Source organism: Rhodococcus sp. 05-2256-B1 (assembly GCF_002258465.1).
Lineage (GTDB): Bacteria > Actinomycetota > Actinomycetes > Mycobacteriales > Mycobacteriaceae > Rhodococcoides > Rhodococcoides fascians.
This window is the reverse complement of record NZ_NOZA01000038.1, coordinates 140,207-161,388: the sequence shown is the minus strand read 5'-3', so window position 1 is coordinate 161,388 and position 21,182 is coordinate 140,207. Positions and strand designations below refer to the sequence as shown.

At 62.6% G+C, this 21,182-nt stretch carries 18 protein-coding genes and 1 pseudogene; 11 read left to right on the top strand and 8 right to left on the bottom strand.

Features of this window, described 5'->3' with window-relative positions; translation table 11 throughout:
• Positions 1–26: 26 nt before the first annotated feature.
• Complete coding sequence (locus CH285_RS25145) at positions 27–1,106, bottom strand: hypothetical protein (protein ID WP_094644132.1); 1,080 nt, start codon at positions 1,104–1,106, stop codon at positions 27–29.
• A gap of 220 nt (positions 1,107–1,326) precedes the next feature.
• Between CH285_RS25145 and CH285_RS25140 the strand changes: the two genes are divergently transcribed.
• Both CH285_RS25140 and CH285_RS25135 read left to right on the top strand, forming a co-directional pair.
• Positions 1,327–1,902: a TerD family protein gene (locus CH285_RS25140; protein ID WP_027495074.1), complete on the top strand. Its 576-nt coding sequence runs from the start codon at positions 1,327–1,329 to the stop codon at positions 1,900–1,902.
• Positions 1,903–2,027: 125 nt separating this feature from the next.
• Positions 2,028–3,125: a DUF475 domain-containing protein gene (locus CH285_RS25135; protein WP_032373439.1), complete on the top strand. Its 1,098-nt coding sequence runs from the start codon at positions 2,028–2,030 to the stop codon at positions 3,123–3,125.
• A 32-nt stretch (positions 3,126–3,157) separates the two neighbouring features.
• Here the strand turns inward: CH285_RS25135 and CH285_RS25130 are convergent, their stop codons facing one another.
• The 3 genes from CH285_RS25130 to CH285_RS25120 all read right to left on the bottom strand — a co-directional run bounded on the left by CH285_RS25130 (position 3,158) and on the right by CH285_RS25120 (position 5,809).
• Positions 3,158–3,502, bottom strand: a complete 345-nt coding sequence (locus CH285_RS25130; protein WP_094644117.1) for a response regulator transcription factor — start codon at positions 3,500–3,502, stop codon at positions 3,158–3,160.
• 151 nt (positions 3,503–3,653) lie between these two features.
• Entirely contained in the window at positions 3,654–4,352 is a 699-nt protein-coding gene (locus CH285_RS25125; RefSeq protein WP_094644116.1) for a response regulator transcription factor, read from the bottom strand.
• 53 nt (positions 4,353–4,405) lie between these two features.
• A complete protein-coding gene (locus tag CH285_RS25120) occupies positions 4,406–5,809 on the bottom strand; it encodes a glycosyltransferase family 87 protein (RefSeq protein ID WP_027495078.1) in 1,404 nt (467 codons plus the stop codon).
• Positions 5,810–5,970: 161 nt separating this feature from the next.
• Between CH285_RS25120 and rpsF the strand changes: the two genes are divergently transcribed.
• The 9 genes and pseudogenes from rpsF to CH285_RS25075 all read left to right on the top strand — a co-directional run bounded on the left by rpsF (position 5,971) and on the right by CH285_RS25075 (position 18,442).
• Positions 5,971–6,258 carry a 30S ribosomal protein S6 gene (gene rpsF / locus CH285_RS25115; RefSeq protein ID WP_008711385.1) on the top strand — a complete coding sequence of 96 codons (288 nt, stop codon included), beginning with the start codon at positions 5,971–5,973 and terminating at the stop codon, positions 6,256–6,258.
• Positions 6,259–6,315: 57 nt separating this feature from the next.
• Complete coding sequence (locus CH285_RS25110; RefSeq protein ID WP_027495079.1) at positions 6,316–6,861, top strand: single-stranded DNA-binding protein; 546 nt, start codon at positions 6,316–6,318, stop codon at positions 6,859–6,861.
• A gap of 42 nt (positions 6,862–6,903) precedes the next feature.
• Positions 6,904–7,146: a 30S ribosomal protein S18 gene (rpsR, locus tag CH285_RS25105; protein ID WP_027495080.1), complete on the top strand. Its 243-nt coding sequence runs from the start codon at positions 6,904–6,906 to the stop codon at positions 7,144–7,146.
• A 15-nt stretch (positions 7,147–7,161) separates the two neighbouring features.
• The gene (gene rplI / locus CH285_RS25100; protein WP_027495081.1) at positions 7,162–7,617 is read left to right on the top strand and encodes a 50S ribosomal protein L9; all 456 of its coding nucleotides are present in this window, start codon (positions 7,162–7,164) and stop codon (positions 7,615–7,617) included.
• A gap of 228 nt (positions 7,618–7,845) precedes the next feature.
• On the top strand, positions 7,846–10,125 hold the full coding sequence (locus tag CH285_RS25095; RefSeq protein ID WP_032399387.1) for a SulP family inorganic anion transporter: 2,280 nt from the start codon (positions 7,846–7,848) through the stop codon (positions 10,123–10,125).
• A gap of 522 nt (positions 10,126–10,647) precedes the next feature.
• On the top strand, positions 10,648–13,290 hold the full coding sequence (dnaB, locus tag CH285_RS25090) for a replicative DNA helicase (RefSeq protein WP_094644115.1): 2,643 nt from the start codon (positions 10,648–10,650) through the stop codon (positions 13,288–13,290).
• 88 nt (positions 13,291–13,378) lie between these two features.
• Positions 13,379–17,803, top strand: coding sequence for a hypothetical protein (locus CH285_RS25085; protein ID WP_217900679.1), 4,425 nt, complete (start codon positions 13,379–13,381; stop codon positions 17,801–17,803).
• Positions 17,799–18,075, top strand: a pseudogene (locus tag CH285_RS28750) (beta-ketoacyl-ACP synthase); the annotation flags it as partial. The gene CH285_RS25085 and the pseudogene CH285_RS28750, both read left to right, overlap by 5 nt.
• Before the next feature lie 109 nt (positions 18,076–18,184).
• Positions 18,185–18,442 (top strand): DUF3297 family protein, encoded by a 258-nt coding sequence (locus tag CH285_RS25075; protein ID WP_032367678.1) that lies wholly within the window; start codon positions 18,185–18,187, stop codon positions 18,440–18,442.
• Positions 18,443–18,603: 161 nt separating this feature from the next.
• Here CH285_RS25075 and CH285_RS25070 read toward each other — a convergent pair whose 3' ends face one another.
• From CH285_RS25070 to CH285_RS25055, 4 genes are read right to left on the bottom strand one after another with little or no spacing between them, the layout of a single operon-like run.
• Positions 18,604–19,086 carry a cysteine hydrolase family protein gene (locus CH285_RS25070; protein WP_176458584.1) on the bottom strand — a complete coding sequence of 161 codons (483 nt, stop codon included), beginning with the start codon at positions 19,084–19,086 and terminating at the stop codon, positions 18,604–18,606.
• Position 19,087: 1 nt separating this feature from the next.
• Complete coding sequence (locus CH285_RS25065; RefSeq protein ID WP_094644112.1) at positions 19,088–20,080, bottom strand: aldo/keto reductase; 993 nt, start codon at positions 20,078–20,080, stop codon at positions 19,088–19,090.
• Positions 20,061–20,546 carry a MerR family transcriptional regulator gene (locus CH285_RS25060; protein ID WP_052068794.1) on the bottom strand — a complete coding sequence of 162 codons (486 nt, stop codon included), beginning with the start codon at positions 20,544–20,546 and terminating at the stop codon, positions 20,061–20,063. Before CH285_RS25060 ends, CH285_RS25065 begins: the two co-directional genes overlap by 20 nt.
• A gap of 55 nt (positions 20,547–20,601) precedes the next feature.
• Entirely contained in the window at positions 20,602–21,180 is a 579-nt protein-coding gene (locus CH285_RS25055; protein WP_094644111.1) for a TetR family transcriptional regulator, read from the bottom strand.
• Positions 21,181–21,182 lie beyond the last annotated feature (2 nt).

Here is a 21,182-nt window from a genome sequence, read left to right as displayed (position 1 = left end):
GATCCTTCGTGTGAATGCGGTCGGTGCTAGCTGCGCATGCGTTCGATCACGCCTGCGATGAAGTCCGAAATGGTAGCCAGATCCTGCAGATATGACCAGTAGTCGGGATGGGTACCCGTCAGTGCGTTGCTCGCCCTGTCGATCCGGGCGAGCTGAGCATCCAGCACCGAGCCCCATTCGGCAACCAGACCCCGATTGATCGCGAGTTGTTGAGCGTCACGAAGTTTGAACCGGACCTTGCTCTCGGTCTCGCTCGGATCGGCTTTGACTGCGCGCAGCAGGCGAACACGATCGGTGACGGCATCGACCAGGTGCTCGGCATCGGTCAGGTGCGACCGGGCCTGGGCGACGAGATCCAAGGCCTGCTCGGGGTTGCCCGTGTCGAGCGCCGAACGGGCCGCTCGCAGATCCTCGTCGGCCTGTTCGATGTGGCGTGTGCTCGATCGTTCGTTGTGCGATAGATCCGCCGAGCTCTTGGCATTGAATTCGCGAAGCAAACTCGAGAAGGCCGGCGCGATCCCCTCGGATCTCGTTAGTACGGCTTCGATTCGGGTCCGCACCGAGACCAGTGCGGTCCGGGCCTCCTGCTGGCGTCCGGGGGCCGAGCGAACCGCCTCGCGCAACGCAGTGGATCTGTCCCGGACGACGGCAGCCTGCTCTCGCGCACGCAGCGGATCCCGTCGAACATCGTTCAATTGTGTTGTGGCGGCGTCCAGTTCGTTCCAGGCCTGCCGTAGTGATGGATAGGTGGCGTACTGCTCGTCGACGGTGGACCGCGCAGCGTCCGCCTCGGCCAGTGCGTCCTGCACCAGGCGCGGGGTGGCCGCGAACTGTGCCGAGGCGTGCTCGAGAGTGCTGCGATGAGCCTCGTAGAAACGGTCGACGGCGACACTGGCGTCGTGGAGCAGTCGCGTCGCGTTGTCGAATGCCGACCTGGCGGCGGCAGTGGTGATTCCGTCGAACTGTTCGACGGCAGCGAGATACGCCGCTCCCGCGTCGAAACACAGCTTCTCGGTATCGAACCATCGACGGGCGAGTCCGTCCTCCGGGCGCAGCGCGGTGGATGCCTCGACGCCGGCGGATGCGATGGACTGTCGCTTGTCCATGTCGAGAAAGGCGGCGACAGCGGCGTCCTGGGAACGACGCGCGGCGGCGTCCGATTCGGAACCTCGGCGAAACACCCCAGGCCAGCGACTTGTCACCTGTTCGATACTACCGACGGGAACCTCCGCATCACCGCGCTCGTTGGTCGAGTACGTCCAGAAACCGGACATTCCCACTACGGTTGTACCCGTAACGGGAAACCAATTGCGAAAGGACCTCTCAATGGGCGTCAGCCTCAGCAAGGGTGGCAATGTCTCGCTCACCAAGGCAGCACCGAACCTGACCGCGGTCGTGGTCGGCCTCGGTTGGGACATCCGCACGACGACGGGCACCGACTTCGACCTCGATGCCAGCGCCATCGCATTGAACTCGACGAAGAAGGCCCTGAGCGACGGGCACTTCGTGTTCTTCAACAACTTGAAGTCTCCCGACGGCTCCATCGAGCACACCGGGGACAACACGACCGGTGAAGGCGACGGAGACGACGAGCAGATCAAGGTCGATCTCGCCGCTGTGCCGCCGGAGATCGAGACCATCACGTTCCCCGTGTCGATCTACGATGCGGACGCTCGCTCGCAGTCGTTCGGTCAGGTGCGCAACGCGTTCATCCGCGTCATCAACCAGGCCGACAACTCCGAGCTTGCTCGCTACGACCTCAGCGAGGATGCCTCGACCGAGACCGCGATGGTCTTCGGCGAGCTGTACCGCAACGGCGCGGAGTGGAAGTTCCGCGCGGTCGGCCAGGGCTACGCGTCCGGGCTCGCAGGCATCGCCCGGGACTTCGGAGTAAACGTCTAGTAAAGGCACTCCCAAGATTGGGGATACCCCCGCCTCGTCATTCATGATGGGCGGGGGTTTTTCCGTTTCGTCCCCCAACTTGGTCGCGCCTGCGGGCTCTGCTCCTAGCCAGAAAGGCCACTGACGTGGTTATGAGAATCTTCGGCTGGTCGATTGCGGTCACCATCGTGTCCGTCATCGTGGCCTTCTTGTACGGCGGACTCGAGGCGATGATTCTCGTCCTCATCCTCGGTGTGCTCGAAGTGTCCCTGTCCTTCGACAACGCCGTCATCAACGCCACCGTGTTGCGACGGATGAGTGAGTTCTGGCAGAAGATCTTCCTCACCATCGGCATCGTCATCGCCGTGTTCGGCATGCGGTTGCTGTTCCCGCTGGTCATCGTCTGGGCCGCGTCGGGCCTCGGTCCGGTCGCCGCCATCGACCTGGCGCTCAACCCGCCCGCCGACGGTGCCGCGACCTTCCCGGACGGTTCGCCGAGCTACGAAACGCTCCTCACCGACGCACATCCGCAGATCGCAGCCTTCGGCGGCATGTTCCTGCTGATGCTCTTCCTCGGCTTCATCTTCGAGGATCGCGAGATCACCTGGCTGAGCTGGCTGGAGAAGCCTCTCGCCCGGATCGGTCGCCTCGATCAGCTGTCCGTTGTCGTCGCGGGCCTGCTGCTCGTGCTCAGCGCCGAATTCCTCGCCGACGACGACAAGATTTCCACCGTCATGGTCTCCGGCGTGCTCGGCATGATCACCTACATTGCCGTCAACGGTCTCGGCGAACTGTTCCACATCGAGGAAGAGGGCGAAGAGTCCTCCGGCGGCCCGAGCGAACTGGCGAAGGCGACCGGCAAGGCCGGCTTCTTCCTGTTCCTCTACCTCGAGGTCCTCGACGCGTCGTTCTCGTTCGACGGGGTCATCGGAGCCTTCGCCATCACCGCGGACCCGATCATCATCGCGCTCGGCCTCGGCTTCATCGGTGCCATGTTCGTTCGCTCGATCACGGTGTTCCTCGTTCGCAAGGGAACGTTGTCGGACTACGTCTACCTCGAGCACGGCGCGCACTGGGCAATCGGTGCCTTGGCCCTCATCCTGCTCGTGTCGATCGGCGTTCACATCAACGAACTGATCACCGGCTTCGTCGGAATCCTCTTCATCGGTGCCGCACTGATCAGCAGCATCCGACGCAACAAGCGTCTCGAGAGCGAAGGCGTGGACACCGAAGTCCACGTCTGACCTACGCTCTCGAACCGCAACAGCTCGAAGACTTACAGCTCCGAGATGTCGACGAGTCCGTCCTGCAGGGCCCTAGCCACCAGGGCGGCCTTGGTCGGGGCGGACCGTCCGACAGAGGTGTATTTCGCGCGGATGCGCGTCAAGTGGGTGTTGACGGTTCCCAGCGACAGGAACAGTGCCTTGGCGACCTCGGTCTTGGAGTCGAGGCGAATCCAGCACAGCAGTACCTCGATTTCACGGTCGGTCAGGCCGGGCCGCATGGGGAACGTGTCCAGCTGCTCAGCGGGCGGCACCAGGCTGATCAGTCCGCGAGCGAGCGGTGCGGCAGAGATGGAGTTGCTGTGTTCCGAGGGCATGGGATCGAGCAGTGCGGACATCAGTTCTCCCGAGGGCCGAGGCAGGTTGAGACGGTCTAAACCTGAGCCAACTCATTCTCACAGGTCGATCACAGACTCGCTGCCCTGATTTCTATGGGCATTTGAACCGTCAACTCTGAGGATGCGTCATAAATCGCGTTCCAACCGGTCATCAGTCCTGCGAGGGGAGCTCGGGCATCGGGAGCCACCCGTCTTCGACCGCGCGTTTGTACAGATCGGTTTTGGTCGGTGCCGGACGCCCCGCCTCGGCGTATTTGTTGCGGATGCGCACGAGGTAGTCGTTCACGGTCTGTTCCGACAGTCCGGCCAGGCGGGCGACGCGTCCTGCCTTCTCGCCCGACGCGTAGAGGGCGAGCACCTCGCGTTGACGTGGGCTCAGGCCGACGTCGGGCAGCTGCGGATCGCCGTCGATCGCCGCGGCCCAGTCCGTGGTGACCACCTGCCCGCCGCTCGCGGCTCGCCGGATCGCGGACACGATGGCCGATGCGGGCGCGGACTTGCGCACCACGCCGAGCACTCCCGCGCGTGCAGCGGACCGGACCAGGAATGCGTTCTCGGCACCGGTGTACACCAGCACTCGTGATCCCGCGGCGTGCAACTGTTCCACGTTCGAGCGCGGAGACGATCCGTCGCCGAGGCGCAGATCGAGTACCACCAGGTCGAGCTGCTCTCGGTGGGCGAGCAAATCGTCCACGGTGGAGGCCATGATCACGAGATCGAGATCGGGTTCGTCCGCCAGCATGGCCTTGAGGCCGAGCGCGACGGATTCGTGGTCCTCGATCAAACCGATCCGACGTACCGCGGCAGTGCCGTCCTCGGTACTTCCCTGAGATTGCGACACCTGTGCCATGTTCCCGCCCCGCTCTGCGCCCTTTTTCCCCAGCGCCCTGTTCTACCGACGCTCTAGTGCCTCGGTGATGCCGTCACAGATGTCGTCGACGAACGAGGCGACGTTACCGACTCCGAGTCGGTTTCGCCCGGTTGGGCAAACCGCAGGCGAGCGCGGGCGAACATCACGAACAGCACCACCAGCAGCAGCGCTCGCCCCCAGACTCCGACGAGGACGAAGAATTCCTCGTCGTTGGCGTCGACGCCGGAGGCCAGCGCAGCGAAGTACTTGAACACGCCGATCCCCATCGACAGATCGACCATCAAGTACGCGGCGACGATTCCCCAGGGGATCCGAAGCAACACGAGGAAGGGAAGCAGCCACAGCGTGTACTGGGGTGAGTGCACCTTGTGCAGCAGCATGAAGCCGCACAGCATCGACCCGCTCACTGCAACCCAGGGATACGTGCCGATCACGTTCGCGCGCCGGAAGCCGAGCCACAGCGCGAGCGCGAACGCGACGAACACCAGGAGCGGCGACGCCACGTCGACGACTTTCTGGAACGACGCTTCGGCGTCGTTGTACGCGTCGGGCGTCATGCGGTCGTTGACATAGAGATGGCGCAGCCCCCAGTACCAGATGGAGTTTGTCGTCAGATCCGCCTGGCGCAGCGACTGGAAGGTGAAGGACGCGCGCCAGCCCTCGTAACCGATGACGGCGAACGGCAGGTTGACTGCGACGACGGTGGCGATCGCGGCTCCCGCGACCTGCAGGCCGCCGCGTATGTCGTAGCGGCCACGGACGGTCTCCGGTTTTTCTCGACCGTTCGTTCCGCCGGTGACGACATAGGCAATGAGCGGGAGCACGAACGCGCCCGGATAGATCTTGAGGCAGAATCCGATCGCCAGCAGTACCGAAGCCACAATTGCCTTGCGCCGCAATGCAATCGGCAATGTCATGACGAAGATCGCACCTACCGCAGAGGCGACGACCGGTAGTTCCCAGTTGTGGAAGGCGTACATCACCAGGGGTGGGGAGATGGACCACAGCAGCGCCGGCCAGCCGGCCATCCGCCCGAGCATCCAGGCGGTGAGAAGCCCGAACGGTGCAAGGATCAGTGCCGAGGTCAACAGGAACTGCGCGTCGGTGTGGGCCGGGATCGCGCCGAGCCACATCAGCAGACCGCTCAGAACCGGATACTCGACCGTCCCTCCGGTGAGGATTCCATCGCTCGTGATTGCCCCGTGGATGTAGGGAAATATGTGATTGTCGATATCGCGACCGAGCCACAGGAACTGGATGTCGGAGTAGCAGACGGACGAGTCCTTGATGACGTCGAACACCGTGCTGCGTCCGGACTCGTCGAACGGTGCGACGGCGCAGCGGGCCTTGTTCAGATATCCCAGAATCAACCCGATTGCTGCCATCGCGACGACCACGACAACCGTCGTCGGACTGGCGCGGACCCCGGATCGCATGGTGCAAGAGTATGACGAGCGAATGCCCGACTGTGCGCCCAGAGGGAATTAGCAGGTCAGGGCCCTGTCGTGTATCTTCGAGGGGTTGCTGACGCAACGACCCTCCTGCCACGGATAGTCCGTGGCCGTTTTCACTAGTCCACAGGAGGTGATGAGGTCTTATGCGTCATTACGAATTGATGGTCATTCTCGACCCCAATCTGGACGAGCGCACTGTCGCTCCGTCGCTCGATACGTTCCTCAACGTCGTTCGCAAGGATGGCGGCACCGTCGACAAGGTCGATGTATGGGGCAAGCGTCGTCTGGCTTACGAGATCCTCAAGCATGCCGAGGGCATCTACGCCGTTGTGAACCTCAACGCAGAGCCTGCCACCGTCAGCGAGCTGGATCGTCAGCTCGGACTCAACGAGTCCGTGTTGCGTACGAAGGTCCTGCGACAGGGCAAGTAATTGTCGGTGTCCGGCCCTAGGCTGGCACTCACAACGCTTACTACTGAAAGAGGAACCATGGCAGGCGAGACCGTCATCACCGTCATCGGAAACTTGACGGCTGATCCAGAACTTCGATTCACCCCCGCCGGTGCGGCAGTTGCCAACTTCACGGTTGCATCCACCCCGCGCACATTCGATCGTCAGACGAACGAATGGAAAGACGGCGACGCGCTCTTCATGCGCTGCAACATCTGGCGCGAGGCAGCGGAGAACGTTGCCGAGAGTCTGACCCGAGGCTCACGAGTGATCGTGAGCGGACGGCTGCGGCAGCGTTCGTACGAGACGCGCGAGGGTGAGAAGCGGACAGTCGTCGAGCTCGAAGTCGACGAGATCGGACCTTCACTTCGCTACGCCACCGCAAAGGTCAACAAGGCCAATCGCGGTGGAGGTGGCGGCGGAGGCGGCTTCAACTCCGGCTCGGGTTCCTCCGGCGGATCGGGCGGCGGCCGCTCGAACTCCTCGTCCAACTCCGGTTCCGGTGGAGACGATCCCTGGGGCAGTGCCCCGGCGGCGTCGGGCTCCTTCGGCGGACGTGGCGGAGACGAAGAGCCACCGTTCTAGATCCTTCGATCGAGAACAACCAGATGTAACGGAGAAAGACCCATGCCCAAACCGCCATTGCGCGACAAGGTGCTCAAGAAGAAGGCGTGTTCCTTCTGCAAGGAAAAGAACACGGCGATCGATTACAAGGACACGACGTTGCTGCGTAAGTACGTCAGCGATCGCGGAAAGATCCGTGCTCGCCGTGTCACCGGCAACTGCGTCCAGCATCAGCGTGACGTGGCCGTTGCCGTGAAGAACTCGCGTGAGGTAGCACTGCTGCCTTACGCCGCGACGGCTCGATAGAAAGGGGCGATTGGTATGAAACTGATCCTCACCGCTGATGTGGACAACCTCGGTGCGCCTGGCGACACCGTAGAGGTCAAGGACGGCTACGGCCGTAACTTCCTGCTGCCCCGCGGATTGGCCATCCAGGCCACCCGTGGAGCTCAGAAGCAGGTCGACGGCATTCGCCGCGCTCAGGAAGCTCGGGCCGTTCGCGGCCTCGAGCACGCCAACGAGCTCAAGCAGGCCATCGAGGGCCTCGAGTCCGTCACGCTGTCTGTCAAGACTGCCGGCGACTCGGGCAAGCTGTTCGGCTCGGTCACCGCGTCGGACGTCGCTTCTGCACTCAAGGCTGCCGGTGGACCGGTCGTCGACAAGCGCAGCATCGATCTGCCGAAGGCTCACGTCAAGAGCACGGGCAAGCACGACATCGTCGTGAACCTGCATCCCGACGTGACCGCCAAGTTCAAGCTGGAGGTCGTCGGAAGCTGATTTTCAGCTTTCGGCCCGAAACGGCTGCGAGAAACCCCACGAACTTCGGTTCGTGGGGTTTTTTCGTGCCATCTCACAAAATTCAACTGTCACAACGGTTTCCAAATTGTGAAGGATCTCTCTCGGTGCCACCTTCGGCCGAGGTTTGCGTACCCTTTACTTGGGGGCGACATTCCAAGCCGGAACACGATCGACCGACCTGACGCCTAGACGCCCGGAGGAACTGCCGTGACAACGACAGCAGAGCACGATTCAGAACCCAGTCCGAAGACCCGATCCGAGCCGCCGTCTCGGGTCGGGTCGATAATCAAGTACGACCTACCGGCCTCGCTGGTCGTTTTCCTTGTGGCAGTGCCACTTTCGATCGGTATCGCTGTCGCCTCCGGCGCTCCCATCATGGCCGGCCTCATCGCCGCTGTGGTCGGCGGCATTCTCGCCGGTATTCTCGGCGGATCGCCGTTGCAGGTCAGTGGTCCGGCTGCGGGTCTGACTGTGGTGGTCGCCGAGTTGGTCAACCAATTCGGTTGGGCCACAACATGTGCCATCACGGTGTTGGCCGGCCTCGTCCAGGTTCTGCTGGGTATGAGCCGCATTGCTCGTAGTGCACTTGCCATTTCGCCGGTGGTCGTTCACGCGATGCTCGCCGGCATCGGTATAACCATTGCGCTGCAACAGATTCACGTGCTGCTCGGTGGAGAGTCCGAAAGCTCCGCGGTGCAGAACCTCCTCGCCATTCCGCGTTCCGTGGCCGACGGCCAATGGCCGTCCATCGTCGTCGGCGGCATCGTCGTCGTGCTGATGTTCTCGTGGCCGCGACTGGCCGGCGTGTCCAGTGTGATGGCCAAGGTTTCCAAAGTGCCTGCGGCACTGGTTGCAGTGGTCACTGCAACCGCGGTCTCGATCTTCTTCTCGCTCGACGTCGAGCGAATCGAGTTGCCGGGCAACCTCATCGAGTCTCTGAGCTTCCCGATCATGCCCGACGGTCAGTGGGGTGCATTCGCCACCGGTGTCATCACCATCGCGCTGATCGCCAGCGTCGAGAGCCTGCTGTCCGCTGTGGCCGTCGACAAGATGCACAGCGGTGAGCGCACCAACTTCGACCGCGAATTGATGGCGCAGGGTGCGGGCAACATGGCGTCCGGTGCCATCGGTGGCCTGCCGATCACCGGCGTCATCGTGCGTAGCGCGACCAACGTCAAGGTCGGTGCCAAGTCTCGTGCGTCGGCGATTCTGCACGGCGTGTGGATCCTGATCTTCTCGGTGCTGTTCATCTCGATCGTCGAGCTCGTGCCGTTCGCGGCGCTCGCCGGTTTGCTCGTGATGATCGGTGTGCAGCTCATCAAACTGGCCGACATCAAGATCGCCAACAAGACCGGTGACATCGCTGTCTATGCAGTCACGGTGCTGGGTGTCGTGGCGCTCAACCTGCTCGAGGGAGTGCTGATCGGCCTGGCGCTCTCGATCATCCTGGTTCTGCGACGCGTGGTGCTGGCGAAGATTCGGGCCGAGGAAACGGTCGACGGAACCTGGCGGGTGACTATGGAGGGCTCGCTGAGCTTCCTCGCGCTGCCGCGACTGACTCGTGTGTTGGCCACGGTGCCCGCAGGCACGTCTGTCACCGTCCATCTCGGAGTCGACTTCCTCGACCATGCTGTGCACGACGCGTTGAACGAGTGGGTCCGCCAACACGAGGCGACCGGTGGTTCCGTGCGCGTCGAGGAGGTGGGCACGGCGTCGATGGCTGCGGCCACCGAAGGGCCGCCGCGGCGCGGATCTGCGACGGTCCGCAGCTCGTTGGCACCGTGGCGGGCGTGGCAGCTCAAGAGCGACGACACGCAGGAGGATTCGCCTGCCGCTCTGCGTCCGGTGTTGAGCGGAGTGGCTGAGTACCACCGCACTCATGCCCCCAACATTCGTCCGCACCTGGAAGGTCTGACCGAGTCTCAGGACCCGGACACGCTGTTCCTCTGCTGCGTCGACTCACGCGTCATGCCGAACACGATCACCAGCAGCGGCCCCGGTGATCTGTTCACCGTGCGCAACGTCGGCAACATGATCCCCACCCAAGGTCAGGATTGTTCGGTGGAGGCAGCCCTTGCCTTCGGCGTCGACGAAGTGGGTACGTCGTCGGTCGTCGTGTGTGGCCATTCCGGTTGCGGTGCCATGAAGGCGATTCTCGGCGGGGCGGAGAACGCCGCCGACCCGTCGGTGGCCGAATGGCTCGGGCACGGGAGAGCCAGCCTGGACGCGTTCCGCAGTGGGCACGCGGTGGGCCGCCAAGCGGCGGAGCTGGGCTTCGGCGAGGCCGACCAGCTCGCGATGGTCAATGTCGCGGTGCAGCTGCAGACGTTGACCCGTCACCGGGTGGTGGGACGCGCGAACGCGGAGGGTCGTCTGCGGATCACCGGTCTCTTCTTCGACATCCCGTCGGCCCGGGTGCTGCAGATCGGTACGAAGGAGATCACGGTTCTCGACCCGGCGCTGTGCCCGCAGAAGGCCGATCTCTGACGGATGTTCGAGCGAAGTACGAGGGCCCGATTCCCGACGGGGATCGGGCCCTTCGGCCCGAAAACCAGCTTTAAGACTTTTTCGGTGCCAATTTCCAGCCGGTGTGACGTACTTCACCACGGAGTTCACTCGGCATTTACTCAACACGCCCGAGTTGTCAATTCGGCCGACACGCCGCCCCCAGAACGATGCACAGGCAAAAAACTTTATGTACACGCCTTGACGTGCGGGAATGGTGCAATGTCCAAAAGTTATACCCAGGTTATCCCCAGACGGTCAACACCGTTGTTCAACCTCGTCCACATTTCATCCACAGATCCATCCACAGCCTGTGTTGTGACTCCTGGCGATACCGCTTAACGTCCCTCCAGCGTCTCTCTCGATGCCGTCGAACGGTGCCGGGGCAGCGCGGATCCGGTACCGAACAGGACCTGTCGGTGCCCGGGGGTAGAACTTGCTTGACCGCACGTCCGGGTGTTATCCGGCCGTGCTCGGACTATGGGGAGAGGACGGCCGGTTCGCGTGGCAGTTGTGGACGATCGAGGACAGTCCGACTACTCCGGCTCCTCCTCCAGCGAAGGTCCGGGCGAAGACTTCGGGCGACAGCCGCCACAGGACATGGCCGCCGAACAGTCCGTGTTGGGCGGCATGCTGCTGAGCAAGGATGCCATCGCCGACGTGCTCGAGGTGCTCCGTCCGGGCGACTTCTACCGGCCGGCTCACCAGAACGTCTACGACGCCATTCTCGACCTCTACAGCCGCGGTGAGCCTGCCGACCCGGTGACCGTCTCGGCCGAGCTGGATCGCCGCGGCGAGCTCAAGCGCATCGGCGGCCCGCCGTACCTGATCACGCTGACTCAGACGACGCCCACCGCCGCCAACGCCGGGTACTACGCCGAGATCGTGGCGGAGAAGTCCATTCTCCGGCGGCTCGTGCAAGCCGGTACCCGCATCGTGCAGTTCGGTTACGCCGGAGCCGACGGTCAGGACGTCGCCGAGGTCGTCGACCGCGCACAGGCAGAGGTGTACGAGGTCACCGAGCGACGTACCTCCGAGGACTTCCTCCCCCTCGAAGAGCTGCTGCAGCCCACGATGGACGAAATCGACTCCATCGCCAGCCGCGGCGGCATCTCCCTCGGCGTGCCGACGGGATTCGCCGAACTCGACGAAATCACCAACGGTCTTCACCCCGGTCAGATGATCATCGTTGCGGCAAGGCCTGGCGTGGGTAAGGCGCTGTCACTCGACACGCCGCTTCCCACGCCGGATGGCTGGACCACGATGGGCGAGGTGGCCGTGGGTGACCACCTCATCGACGCCCATGGCATGCCGACGCGTGTCGTGGCGGCCACGGACGTCATGCTCGATCGACCGTGCTACGAAGTCGAATTCTCCGACGGCACAGTCATCGTTGCGGATGCAGAGCATCAGTGGTTGACGGAGACCAGGGCGTCGCGTAAGTCGGCGCAGGCGGCGGCGGTCGACTACAACCGGACTCGCAATCAGAAGACCTTCGCTTCTGTGCGTACCACCGAAGAAATTGCGAACACGGTGCGCTGCGAGACGAAGGACGCCCGCATCAATCACTCGGTCACCAATACCGAGGCCGTTCAGCTGCCCGAGCGTGAGCTTCTGGTGCCGCCGTACACCCTCGGCGCATGGCTGGGAGATGGAACGTCGGCCTGCGCGCAGATCACCAGCGCGGACCCGGAAATCATCGCCAGGATCGAAGGCGAAGGCCTGCACGTGGTGGCGTCGGAGAAAGCCGCACTCCGATACTCGATCAAACTTCCTACCGAGGTTGTCGAGGCAAAGGATTGTGTCGTCTGCGGCAAGCAATTCATGCCGTTTCCGCTCAATGTCCGTACCTGCGGTCAATCCTGCGGTGGCAAGGCACGTTTCATGTCCGCTCCTGTCGCTGCCCCGGCGTGCGTCGACTGCGGCAAGGTAACGACCGGTCTGCGCCGCTGCCAGGCATGCCGCAACTCGGTCGGGACCGTGCAGGCGCGTTTACGGACAATCGGTGTGCTGGGCAACAAGCACGTACCTACCGACTACCTCCGCGGTTCCGAAGCTCAGCGACGTGCGCTCCTTGCGGGTCTGCTCGATACGGACGGCACTGTCACCGGGGGCGGCTCGGTTCAGTTCTCGGTGACCAGCGAGCGGCTCGTTCTCGGGGTGCGCGAGCTGATCGTCAGTTTGGGCTATCGCGTGCAGATGTCGACCAAGAGTGTCCGAGGCCGGAGCGAAGCGTCGTCCACTGCTTTTACTCTGACGTTCGCGACGGACGATGTCGTCTTCGGTCTGCACCGGAAACAGATCCTGCACAAGGAGCGTCGTGCCGCTGGATCGACTGTGCGGTCGGGTTCGCGGTTCATCGTCGACGTTCGTCGAGTCGATTCCGTTCCTGTTCGTTGCGTGGAGGTCGACAACGCGGATCATCTGTATCTCGCCAGCGAATCGATGATCCCGACCCACAACTCCACGCTGTCGATGGATTTCATGCGTTCGTGCTCCATCAAGCACGGTATGCCCAGTGTCATCTTCTCTCTGGAGATGAGTCGCACCGAGATCGTCATGCGTCTGCTGTCCGCGGAAGCGAAGATCAAGCTCGGTGACATGCGTTCCGGAAAGATGACCGACGACGACTGGACCAAGCTGGCCCGTCGCATGAGCGAGATCAGCGAAGCACCGCTTTTCGTCGACGATTCGCCCAACCTGACGATGATGGAAATTCGAGCCAAGGCGCGACGCCTCAAGCAGCGCAACGGCCTCAAACTCATTGTGGTGGACTACCTTCAGCTGATGTCGTCCGGCAAGAAGGTCGAATCCCGTCAGCAGGAGGTCTCGGACTTCTCCCGTCAGCTCAAGCTGTTGGCCAAGGAACTCGAATGCCCGGTGGTCGCGGTCTGCCAGCTCAACCGTGGTCCCGAGCAGCGAACCGACAAAAAGCCGATGGTCTCGGACCTCCGTGAGTCCGGCTCACTCGAGCAGGACGCCGACATGGTGATTCTGCTGCACCGCCCCGACGCCATCGAGCGAGACGACCCCCGCGGCGGCGAGGCCGACTTGATCCTCGGCAAGCACCGTAACGGTCCGACCGCGACAATCACTGTGGCACACCAGCTGCACCTGTCCCGATTCGTGGACATGGCACGGGGCTAGGGACTTGCCCGCGCCACGGAATCCGGCAACGCCTCGAATGGCGGGCTCGACTGGTGGCGTCGCGGACAAGCTAGGTAATAAGTACGAGTTGGCCTGGGCCATCCGTCATGCTTTGTTCTGCATCCAAGACGAGCGCCGCAGTCTCACGCTGGAAGAGATCGACCCGAATTTGGCTGACGGCTCGGAGTTCACCTACGTCAACGAGCACGGCGATATCTCGGTGACCCAGGTGAAGCGCCAGAACAACATCACCGATCACTGGACCGTCGCAGCCCTTAGGGGTCGGGGAGTTTTGGCGGCGGCTGCTCGTCATGTTGCCGATGGGCGTGAGTTCCACTTCAGCTCGATGACGCCGAGCGGGGCACTTCGCGTCATGGCAGGCCTGTCGCGGCAATCGGCTGACGCTAAGCAGTTCGTCGCGCATCAACTCACGCGCGAGATGAGACCGACCTTCGATGAGCTGACCGCGGCGAATGTCTTCGGAAGCGTTGACAGGGCTTGGCAAACCCTGCGGGGGCTGTGGATCGAGATCGAAGTCGAAGAGCAGCTGATCAAAACCAACGCCACGCTCGCCGAAATGAGCTTGGAAGGTGCGACGGGCAATTTAACGGCGGTTGCTATTGGTGCCGTATTGCTCAACAATCTGCGTACGCGAATGACCCGTCGCGGACTGCTCGACGCGCTTGCTCGCGACGGCATCACACCTCGCGATTCCATCGCACGGCAAACATCCCATGAGCAGGTGTTGGCAGCAACCCGGAGCTGGCGGGGCACGATCGAGCGTGAACTGCTTTCACCGCCGATCGAGAGGCACGAAGCTCGCAATCTCGTCGACCTGATGTCTACGACCCGCGTCGCACTTGTAGTTGGGGCGGGCGGTGGTGGGAAGAGTTGTGTGCTTTACCAGGCTGCCCGGGAGTTCGAGACGCAGGACGCCGAGGTATTGGCGTTCCGGCTCGACCGCCGTGGTGCCTTCGGTTCGACAGTGGAACTGGGCAGTCATCTTGGCCTCTCGACCTCGCCGGTCGCGGCGCTGCGGCAAGCAGCAGACGGGCGTGACGCCTTCCTGATCATCGACCAACTCGACGCCGTATCGCTAGCGTCAGGGCGCCTGTCGGAGCGCTTCGACGTCATTGCCGATCTCATTCAAGAAGCAACGACTATTGACGGGGTGCGCGTCATCTTGGCGTGCCGACTGTTCGACGTGGAGAACGACCACCGCATCCGCAAACTCGTCGCGCGGAGCGAAGTCGAGCGCCTGACCGTCGAGCCGCTGTCAGACGAAGCGGCGGCGGACGCTGTCTCAGTCATGGGTCTCGATCCCGACTTACTCACTGCGACACAACGTGCACTCCTCAGGTCGCCGCTCAACCTCGTCCTGCTTGAGACGATCGCCGACCAGCCAGCTGCCCTGAACTTCACCTCCAGAGGATCGCTCTTCGAAGCATTCTGGCAGCGCAAAGAACAGGCTTCTGAGCAGCGAAGGCCCGGAACGTTGTATAACGACGTGCTGGCTCGGATCGCCAACACCGCAAGCGACAACCAGGCGTTGTCCGTCCCCGTCGAAATCCTCGATCCTGGCGACTTCATCAAACACGCCCGAGTCCTCGCCTCCGAACAGGTCATCGCGATCGAAGATGGCCGGGTTTCGTTCTTTCACGAGACGTTCTTCGATTTCACATTCGCCCGCCAATGGCTGTCACGGCAGCAGTCGATGGTCGATTTCCTGTGCGCCCAGGAGCAAGAACTGTTCCGACGCGCGCAAGTGCGGCAGGTCCTCGAGCTTCTCCGTGAGCGAGATCCCGATCGGTTCCGGACTGAGGTCGAAGCGGTCCTGCTCAGCGCGCATGTTCGCTTCCACATCAAGGAGACGGTCGCGGCCGTCTTCGCGAACGTCAGCTCTCCGACACCTGAGGATGTTGATCTTGTGCTGCGCCTTGCTGGCAGCAAATCGACGCTCACGAAACGGCTGTTGCTTCAGCTCGCGCGGCCTACTTGGTTCGGCCCCTTCTACGCCCAGGGTCACATCGAAAAGTGGCTCGACAGCGACGACGCAGCACTATGCGCCAGAGGTGTCCATTGGTTGGGCAACGCCGGCACCGAGCATGGCGACGAGGTGACTGAGCTTCTGAAGGAACGCAACCAGTCACCCGACTACGTGGCGTGGCTCCTTTCGGTGACTCAGCGCACCGACCTGCACCATCACCGGCAACTGTTCGAATTGTTGCTAGACGCAGTCCGTGCCGGCGGAATCAATCCAGCCGCTCAGAACGTCTGGTTCTCGGCACATGAGCTTGTGGAACACAAGCCACTCTGGGCAATCGAGATGCTCAAGGCCTGCTTCGTGGACAGTCCTTCAGCTCTGACGCTCGGCGGCGACGGCAAAGTAGCCCTTCTTGGCATTCGTCAATACGGCGTCACTCAGATGATCGAGGCAGCGTGTAAAGCAGAGCCGCAAGCATTTGCCGAGGCGTTCGTGCCACACCTGTTGGAGGTCATGAAGGCGACATCCTACGACCGCCACGAGCAGGATCTTCTTCGTGACCGGCACTTCTGCTTGAGATTCCCAACGGAGCGGGGGTATCGCAAAGTCGATGACGCGTTGTACAACGGCTCGGCCAACGCCCTCGGAGTGTGGGCGCAAAGGTCGCCGCATACCGTCAAATCGATGCTGCAGCGCCTGGCTACTAGCGAATACGACGCGGCGCAGTCGTTGTTGTATCGCGCCCTCATTGCCGGGGCCGTGACCTTTGCCCAGTGGTCAGCCGACCTGATTCTCCAAGGGGGCAACCGCCTGCAAGCGGGCTACCTATCCAATGTCCACTGGCTTTCGCGCGAGGTAGTCGAGGCCATCGCGCCGCACATCAGCGATGAGGTCCACTTGCAACTTGAGGAGTACTTCCGCGACCTTCCCGCGACATACCAATCTTCCGACCTCCACCACAGGCTCCAGTGGTTCGGAGACACCGCCTTCGAATTCCTCACAGCGCTCGACCCCGGACGGTTAACACCGTTTGGGCTTCGACGGCTGCAGGAGTACCAGCGCAAGTTCGGCCGCGATTTGCCCGAGCCACCGACCGGCATCATCACTTACACGGTCGGTTCTCCGATCGGTGGTCCAGCCACAGGCAAGATGAGCAATGCACAGTGGCTGCAGGCCATGGCGAAGCACGACAACGACGACCGTGAGCTCGGCAGCGAGGTAGGCGGTGCTCGCGAGTTGTCGCAGCAGCTGAAGGCACGAACGGCTGAAGATCCGCTTCGGTTCGCTGAATTGGCCATGCAGTTGACGCCCGAGACGAATAAGGCCTACCCCAGCGCGATCCTGTGGGGCTTCGGAGAAGCCTCTATTCCAGGGGAGGCACGTCATGCCGTGTTCGACGCGATTCGACATGTCATGAGCCTCGGTTTCAACGACTGCGACCGTTGGCTTGGTTGGGCGGTCCGCCACGTCTACGACGAGACACCCCTTGACATCGTTGAGATGGTCCTCGATCGGGCGCTGCACGCTCCTGACCCCGTCAACAACTCGCCCGTCTTCGTACGCCAAGACGACCATCAACCCGGGCGTGACTTGTTCCAGAACGGTTACAACACGTCACGAGGAAGCCTGGCCGAGTCGCTCGGCGACCTCCTGGTCCACGACCCTGACGGCACGCGCACGAAACTCGTGGCTCCGCACCTCACGCAACTGGCGAACGATTCGGTACTGAGTGTTCGCGCATGCGTTGCCCACACCATCGCTGCCTGCCTACGGCACGCACGGCCAGCGGCCTACACAGCCTTCGAACGCCTCATTGACGCTGACGATCTGCTGCTTGCCTCAGACAAAATGGACGATCTGATGATGTACATCGGAAATGCCAATCCAGAATTGATCGATCCACTCATCGATCGCATGCTCAGCTCAACAGATACCGAGGTCCGAAGGGCAGCGGGACGTATGGCGGCATTCGCCGCGATGCAATGGGGGCGTGCAGCCCTGATGGAGCAAGCTCTGGCCGGCGATGTGGAAGTTCGGGGCGGCCTGGCTGAGGTCTGTGCGGCAAGGATTGATCAATCCGCCGATTCAGAACTCGTGTTGTCCACCCTGCGCCACCTGATGCATGACGAGGACGATGACGTCCGTAACAGCGTTGGCAGTCTCGCCGGTCATCTGCGTGGTAACGATCTGCGCCCATACGCCGAATTCCTGTCTGACTTGATCGCCTCACCAAGTTACGTACACGCAACCCCGCAGTTGCTCATCACGCTGCAGGAAGCGCCGGACAAGGTCGATGACCTCGTCGACCGCGCTGCACATCAATTTCTGAATATCCACGGCGAAGACGTCGCTGACATCGCGACCGGCGCTGCCGGGGATGCTCATTACATCTCGGAGCTTGTGATCCGTGGGTTGGCACAGACTCGCGACCCACGGCGCATCGAGGCGCTGCTGGATATCCTTGATCGCATGCTCGAACTCGGTGTTTACGGAGTCGATAGAGCAATTGACGGAGCAATGCGCAACTAAACAGCACGCCACTGCTAGCGGTGCGCATATTCACAGCCGGCTGCTGGGCGCGTTCATTACCTCGGACGTGCTTCGTATCGTGGCCTACGATCCAGAGGGGCAGGAATCCGGCGGGCGATGGAATGGCCATCGTCGCAGCGGGTTTGAGCACTCAGCATGTCGGCCACGTCAACGCTCATGCCACGGCGACCCCGATAGGTGACATGCTGGAGGCTAGGGCTATCGGCACTACCGTGGGCCACGCCTCGGTACACGCGCCCAAGCCCACGCTTCGGCAACGGCGCAGGGCTAGGGACAGCGGCGCTGGTCCAACGCTGGGTCGCGTATTCTTCATGGGGTTCAGACCCCAGCACCCAACGCAGCACATCGACGAAAGTAATCATGCCCGAGGACCAGAACACAGACGTTCCACCGAATCATCTCTCGATCGATCCGAGCAGCCGCTTCTACAACGAAGAGGTTCTTCGCCGCGACGTGGGCATTCGCTTCAACGGCGTCGAGAAGACGAGCATTCGCGAATACAACGTGTCCGAGGGTTGGGTGCGTGTCGAGGTCCCGACCGCGAAGGATCGCTACGGAAACCCCATGCTCGTCAAGCTCAAGGGCACAGTCGAACCGTACTTCCGCGACGCAAAATAGCGGACACCGATAGACAGGTCCGCTGCTGTCGATCAGCCGCGGCCACGTGGATCCCAACGTAGTAGGGGCCCAACGTCACCAGACCACCGCGATAGTCTCTCGGCACACCGGCGTTCCTGTCGAGGTGCGTATATGTAGCGCGGGTGACACCCGAGCATGGACTACTCGAGAGTGGCACCGGCTGCCGCTATGGATTCGAGGGCTCGCTGATGCTCGAATTCGGGCGATCCCGCGCAAGCATCGGAGTGCACCGTGACGCGGTATCCCAGTTCGCACGCACGTTCCGCGGCAATCTGGACCCCGAAATCCGTGAGGTACCCGGTGATCACCACGTGCTCCACCCCGACAAGTCTCAGCTGGGCATCCAGATCGGGGTTGGACCAGATGTCGCGGTCGAACTTCGTTGCGATGAGGTCTCCCGGCCGAGGCGTCATCCTCGGGTGGAAGCGGGCTCCGACGCTCTCCGGGTCGGAACGCAGAGGATCGGCAGCGTCCTGGCTCAGATAGCGGCTGCACACCACCAGTGCGCCCGTAGCGCGCTGGGCTGCACGGACCGATTCGGCGCGAGCCACTGCGTCGGGATCGTGCCCGAGCTCGATGATCCAGGGCTGAAAGTCGATCTCCACCAATGCCGTTCGCGGCATGTCAGTATCTGGTTCCGACTGCAGCGGGTGCATCGTCGAGCGCGGTGAGATCCTCGGCGGTGAGCTTAAGCGCCAGTGCCGCCAGGTTGGCGTCGAAATGCTCGATGTTGGTGGTGCCGGGAATGGGAATCACGTGGGGACCCTGGGCGAGTACCCACGCCAATGCCACAGCGGCAGGGGTGGAGTCGTGCCTCGATGCAACTGCGGACACCACCTGGACGATCGATCGGTTCTGTTCGGCGGCAGCTCCGGAGAATCTGGGAAGTGCCAACCGCATGTCGGTCGCCGGAAGTGTGGAGGTATCGAGTGAACCGGTGAGAAATCCTCGACCCAACGGCGAGAACGGCACGAACACCGCGTCGTTCTCACTCGTCCACTCCACCATGTTTCCCATAGGTTCACCGTCGGGTGTTGTGCCCTGTCCCAGCGCGTTTCGAGTCCATAGGGATAGTTCGGACTGCACCGCGGAGACCGGATGAATACTGTGGGCCACCCGTGCCTGCTCGACGGTGACCTCGCTGAGTCCCAGGGCGCCCACCTTGCCCGCCGCAACCAATTCGGACAGCGCTCCCCAGGATTCCTCGATCGGCACCTGGTCGTCGACGCGATGGAGGTAGTACAGATCGATGGTGTCCACACCGAGGTTCCGCAGGCTCGAGTCGCAGGCCTGCGCGAGGTGCTTCGGCGTACCGTTTCGGGTCAGAACAGGCGCTCCGCCGTCGACGTTGCCGATCAGCCCGGCTTTCGTGGCGATCACGGCATCCGTCCCGGCCAGAGCGCGGCCGACGACCCTCTCGTTGTGTCCGGCGGCGTAGGCGTCGCTGGTGTCGAAGAAGTCGATCCCCGACTCGAGTGCGTGCGCAAGGATTGGTGCACCGGCAGTGTCCGAGGAGGTGTCGGCACCGGCATAGGCCCAGCTGATACCCATGCAACCGAGGCCGATGGCACCAACATTGCGTCCGAGTGCCGGGACGTTACGAGTGGGAATCGACATCAATGCTCCTGTGCTCGTTGAATGATGGGGTGACGACTGCAAGACCGTCACAGTCGAGACCCTGGGCGATCAGGTCCTCGTAGTGCGAAATTTTCGACTCCAGCGCCGACCGTGCTTCGGCGAGACGACGTTGCTTCTCTTCGACACGTACCCGGTGCGCGGTCAGAATGTCGATCCGTTCCTGATGCGTCGACGCACCCAGATTCACCAGAATCACGAATCGGCGCATATCGGCTGTGGGCATCCCGGTCGTCCGCAGACGGACCAGAAGTTTCACGAGTGCGACCAGTCGCGGGCTGAACGCGCGCCGACCCATCGCCGTGCGAGGAATCTCGGGTATCAGGCCCTCCCGCTCGTACCAACGCAGCGTGTCCTGCGTCAGCCCCGAGGACTCGGCCATCTCGGCAATGCCGATACTCACGTCCTCGGCGTCGGTCGCGGCCGGTGAATGCGGTGCTGCGGTCATGGACCAGACGCTACGTCTTGGAGTGCACTCCAACGCAAGCCGAAATCGGCGAGGATCACACCGCTGGTAAACACGGTCGCGCTGCAGCGCGAAAGAGCATGGCGGCGGCAGCGTCGGTGCGTTCGGAATCCCCCGTGGTGAAGCGGTCGAGCAGTAGCCCTCGGAATGCGGCCCCCATGGTTGTCGCCTGTAACGAGGCCGTGGTCGAGTCCATCCCGCAGCGCGCCATCGCACTGGCCAAAGCGTCGGTCAGTGACCGAACACTGTCGCGTGCGAAGTCCGCGAGGACTCCGGACTTGATGGAGGCAATTCCGATGACCTGCATAAGGATTCGTGAGCTGACCACGTCGTGACCGTCGGACATCGACTTCCACAATTCGAGCAGTCGGCTCTCGAGCTGGTCGGCAGTGTCGACGTCGCCGAACATTTCTGCGAACGCCGGCCGCTGACTGGTCAAGGCCTGCACTATCAAGTTCTCGCGGGAATCGAAGTAGTAGACCAGCATTCGCGAGCTGGTGCCAAGTTCGGCGGCCAGGGGGCGAAGGGTCAGATCGTCGAGACCGTGAGTGCCTATGTAGTCGACAACGCGGCTGAGCAGCTCGACGCGCTTGTCGTGATCGAGTGGACGGGCCATGG

Bases quoted from the DNA above. Each gene is read 5' to 3' on its own strand.
- CH285_RS25145 (WP_094644132.1), bottom strand. From the start codon at position 1,106: ATGGACAAGCGACAGTCCATCGCATCCGCCGGCGTCGAGGCATCCACC.
- CH285_RS25140 (WP_027495074.1), top strand. From the start codon at position 1,327: ATGGGCGTCAGCCTCAGCAAGGGTGGCAATGTCTCGCTCACCAAGGCA.
- CH285_RS25130 (WP_094644117.1), bottom strand. From the start codon at position 3,502: ATGTCCGCACTGCTCGATCCCATGCCCTCGGAACACAGCAACTCCATC.
- CH285_RS25125 (WP_094644116.1), bottom strand. From the start codon at position 4,352: ATGGCACAGGTGTCGCAATCTCAGGGAAGTACCGAGGACGGCACTGCC.
- CH285_RS25120 (WP_027495078.1), bottom strand. From the start codon at position 5,809: ATGCGATCCGGGGTCCGCGCCAGTCCGACGACGGTTGTCGTGGTCGTC.
- rpsF (WP_008711385.1), top strand. From the start codon at position 5,971: ATGCGTCATTACGAATTGATGGTCATTCTCGACCCCAATCTGGACGAG.
- CH285_RS25110 (WP_027495079.1), top strand. From the start codon at position 6,316: ATGGCAGGCGAGACCGTCATCACCGTCATCGGAAACTTGACGGCTGAT.
- rpsR (WP_027495080.1), top strand. From the start codon at position 6,904: ATGCCCAAACCGCCATTGCGCGACAAGGTGCTCAAGAAGAAGGCGTGT.
- rplI (WP_027495081.1), top strand. From the start codon at position 7,162: ATGAAACTGATCCTCACCGCTGATGTGGACAACCTCGGTGCGCCTGGC.
- CH285_RS25075 (WP_032367678.1), top strand. From the start codon at position 18,185: ATGCCCGAGGACCAGAACACAGACGTTCCACCGAATCATCTCTCGATC.
- CH285_RS25070 (WP_176458584.1), bottom strand. From the start codon at position 19,086: ATGCCGCGAACGGCATTGGTGGAGATCGACTTTCAGCCCTGGATCATC.
- CH285_RS25065 (WP_094644112.1), bottom strand. From the start codon at position 20,080: ATGTCGATTCCCACTCGTAACGTCCCGGCACTCGGACGCAATGTTGGT.
- CH285_RS25060 (WP_052068794.1), bottom strand. From the start codon at position 20,546: ATGACCGCAGCACCGCATTCACCGGCCGCGACCGACGCCGAGGACGTG.
- CH285_RS25055 (WP_094644111.1), bottom strand. From the start codon at position 21,180: ATGGCCCGTCCACTCGATCACGACAAGCGCGTCGAGCTGCTCAGCCGC.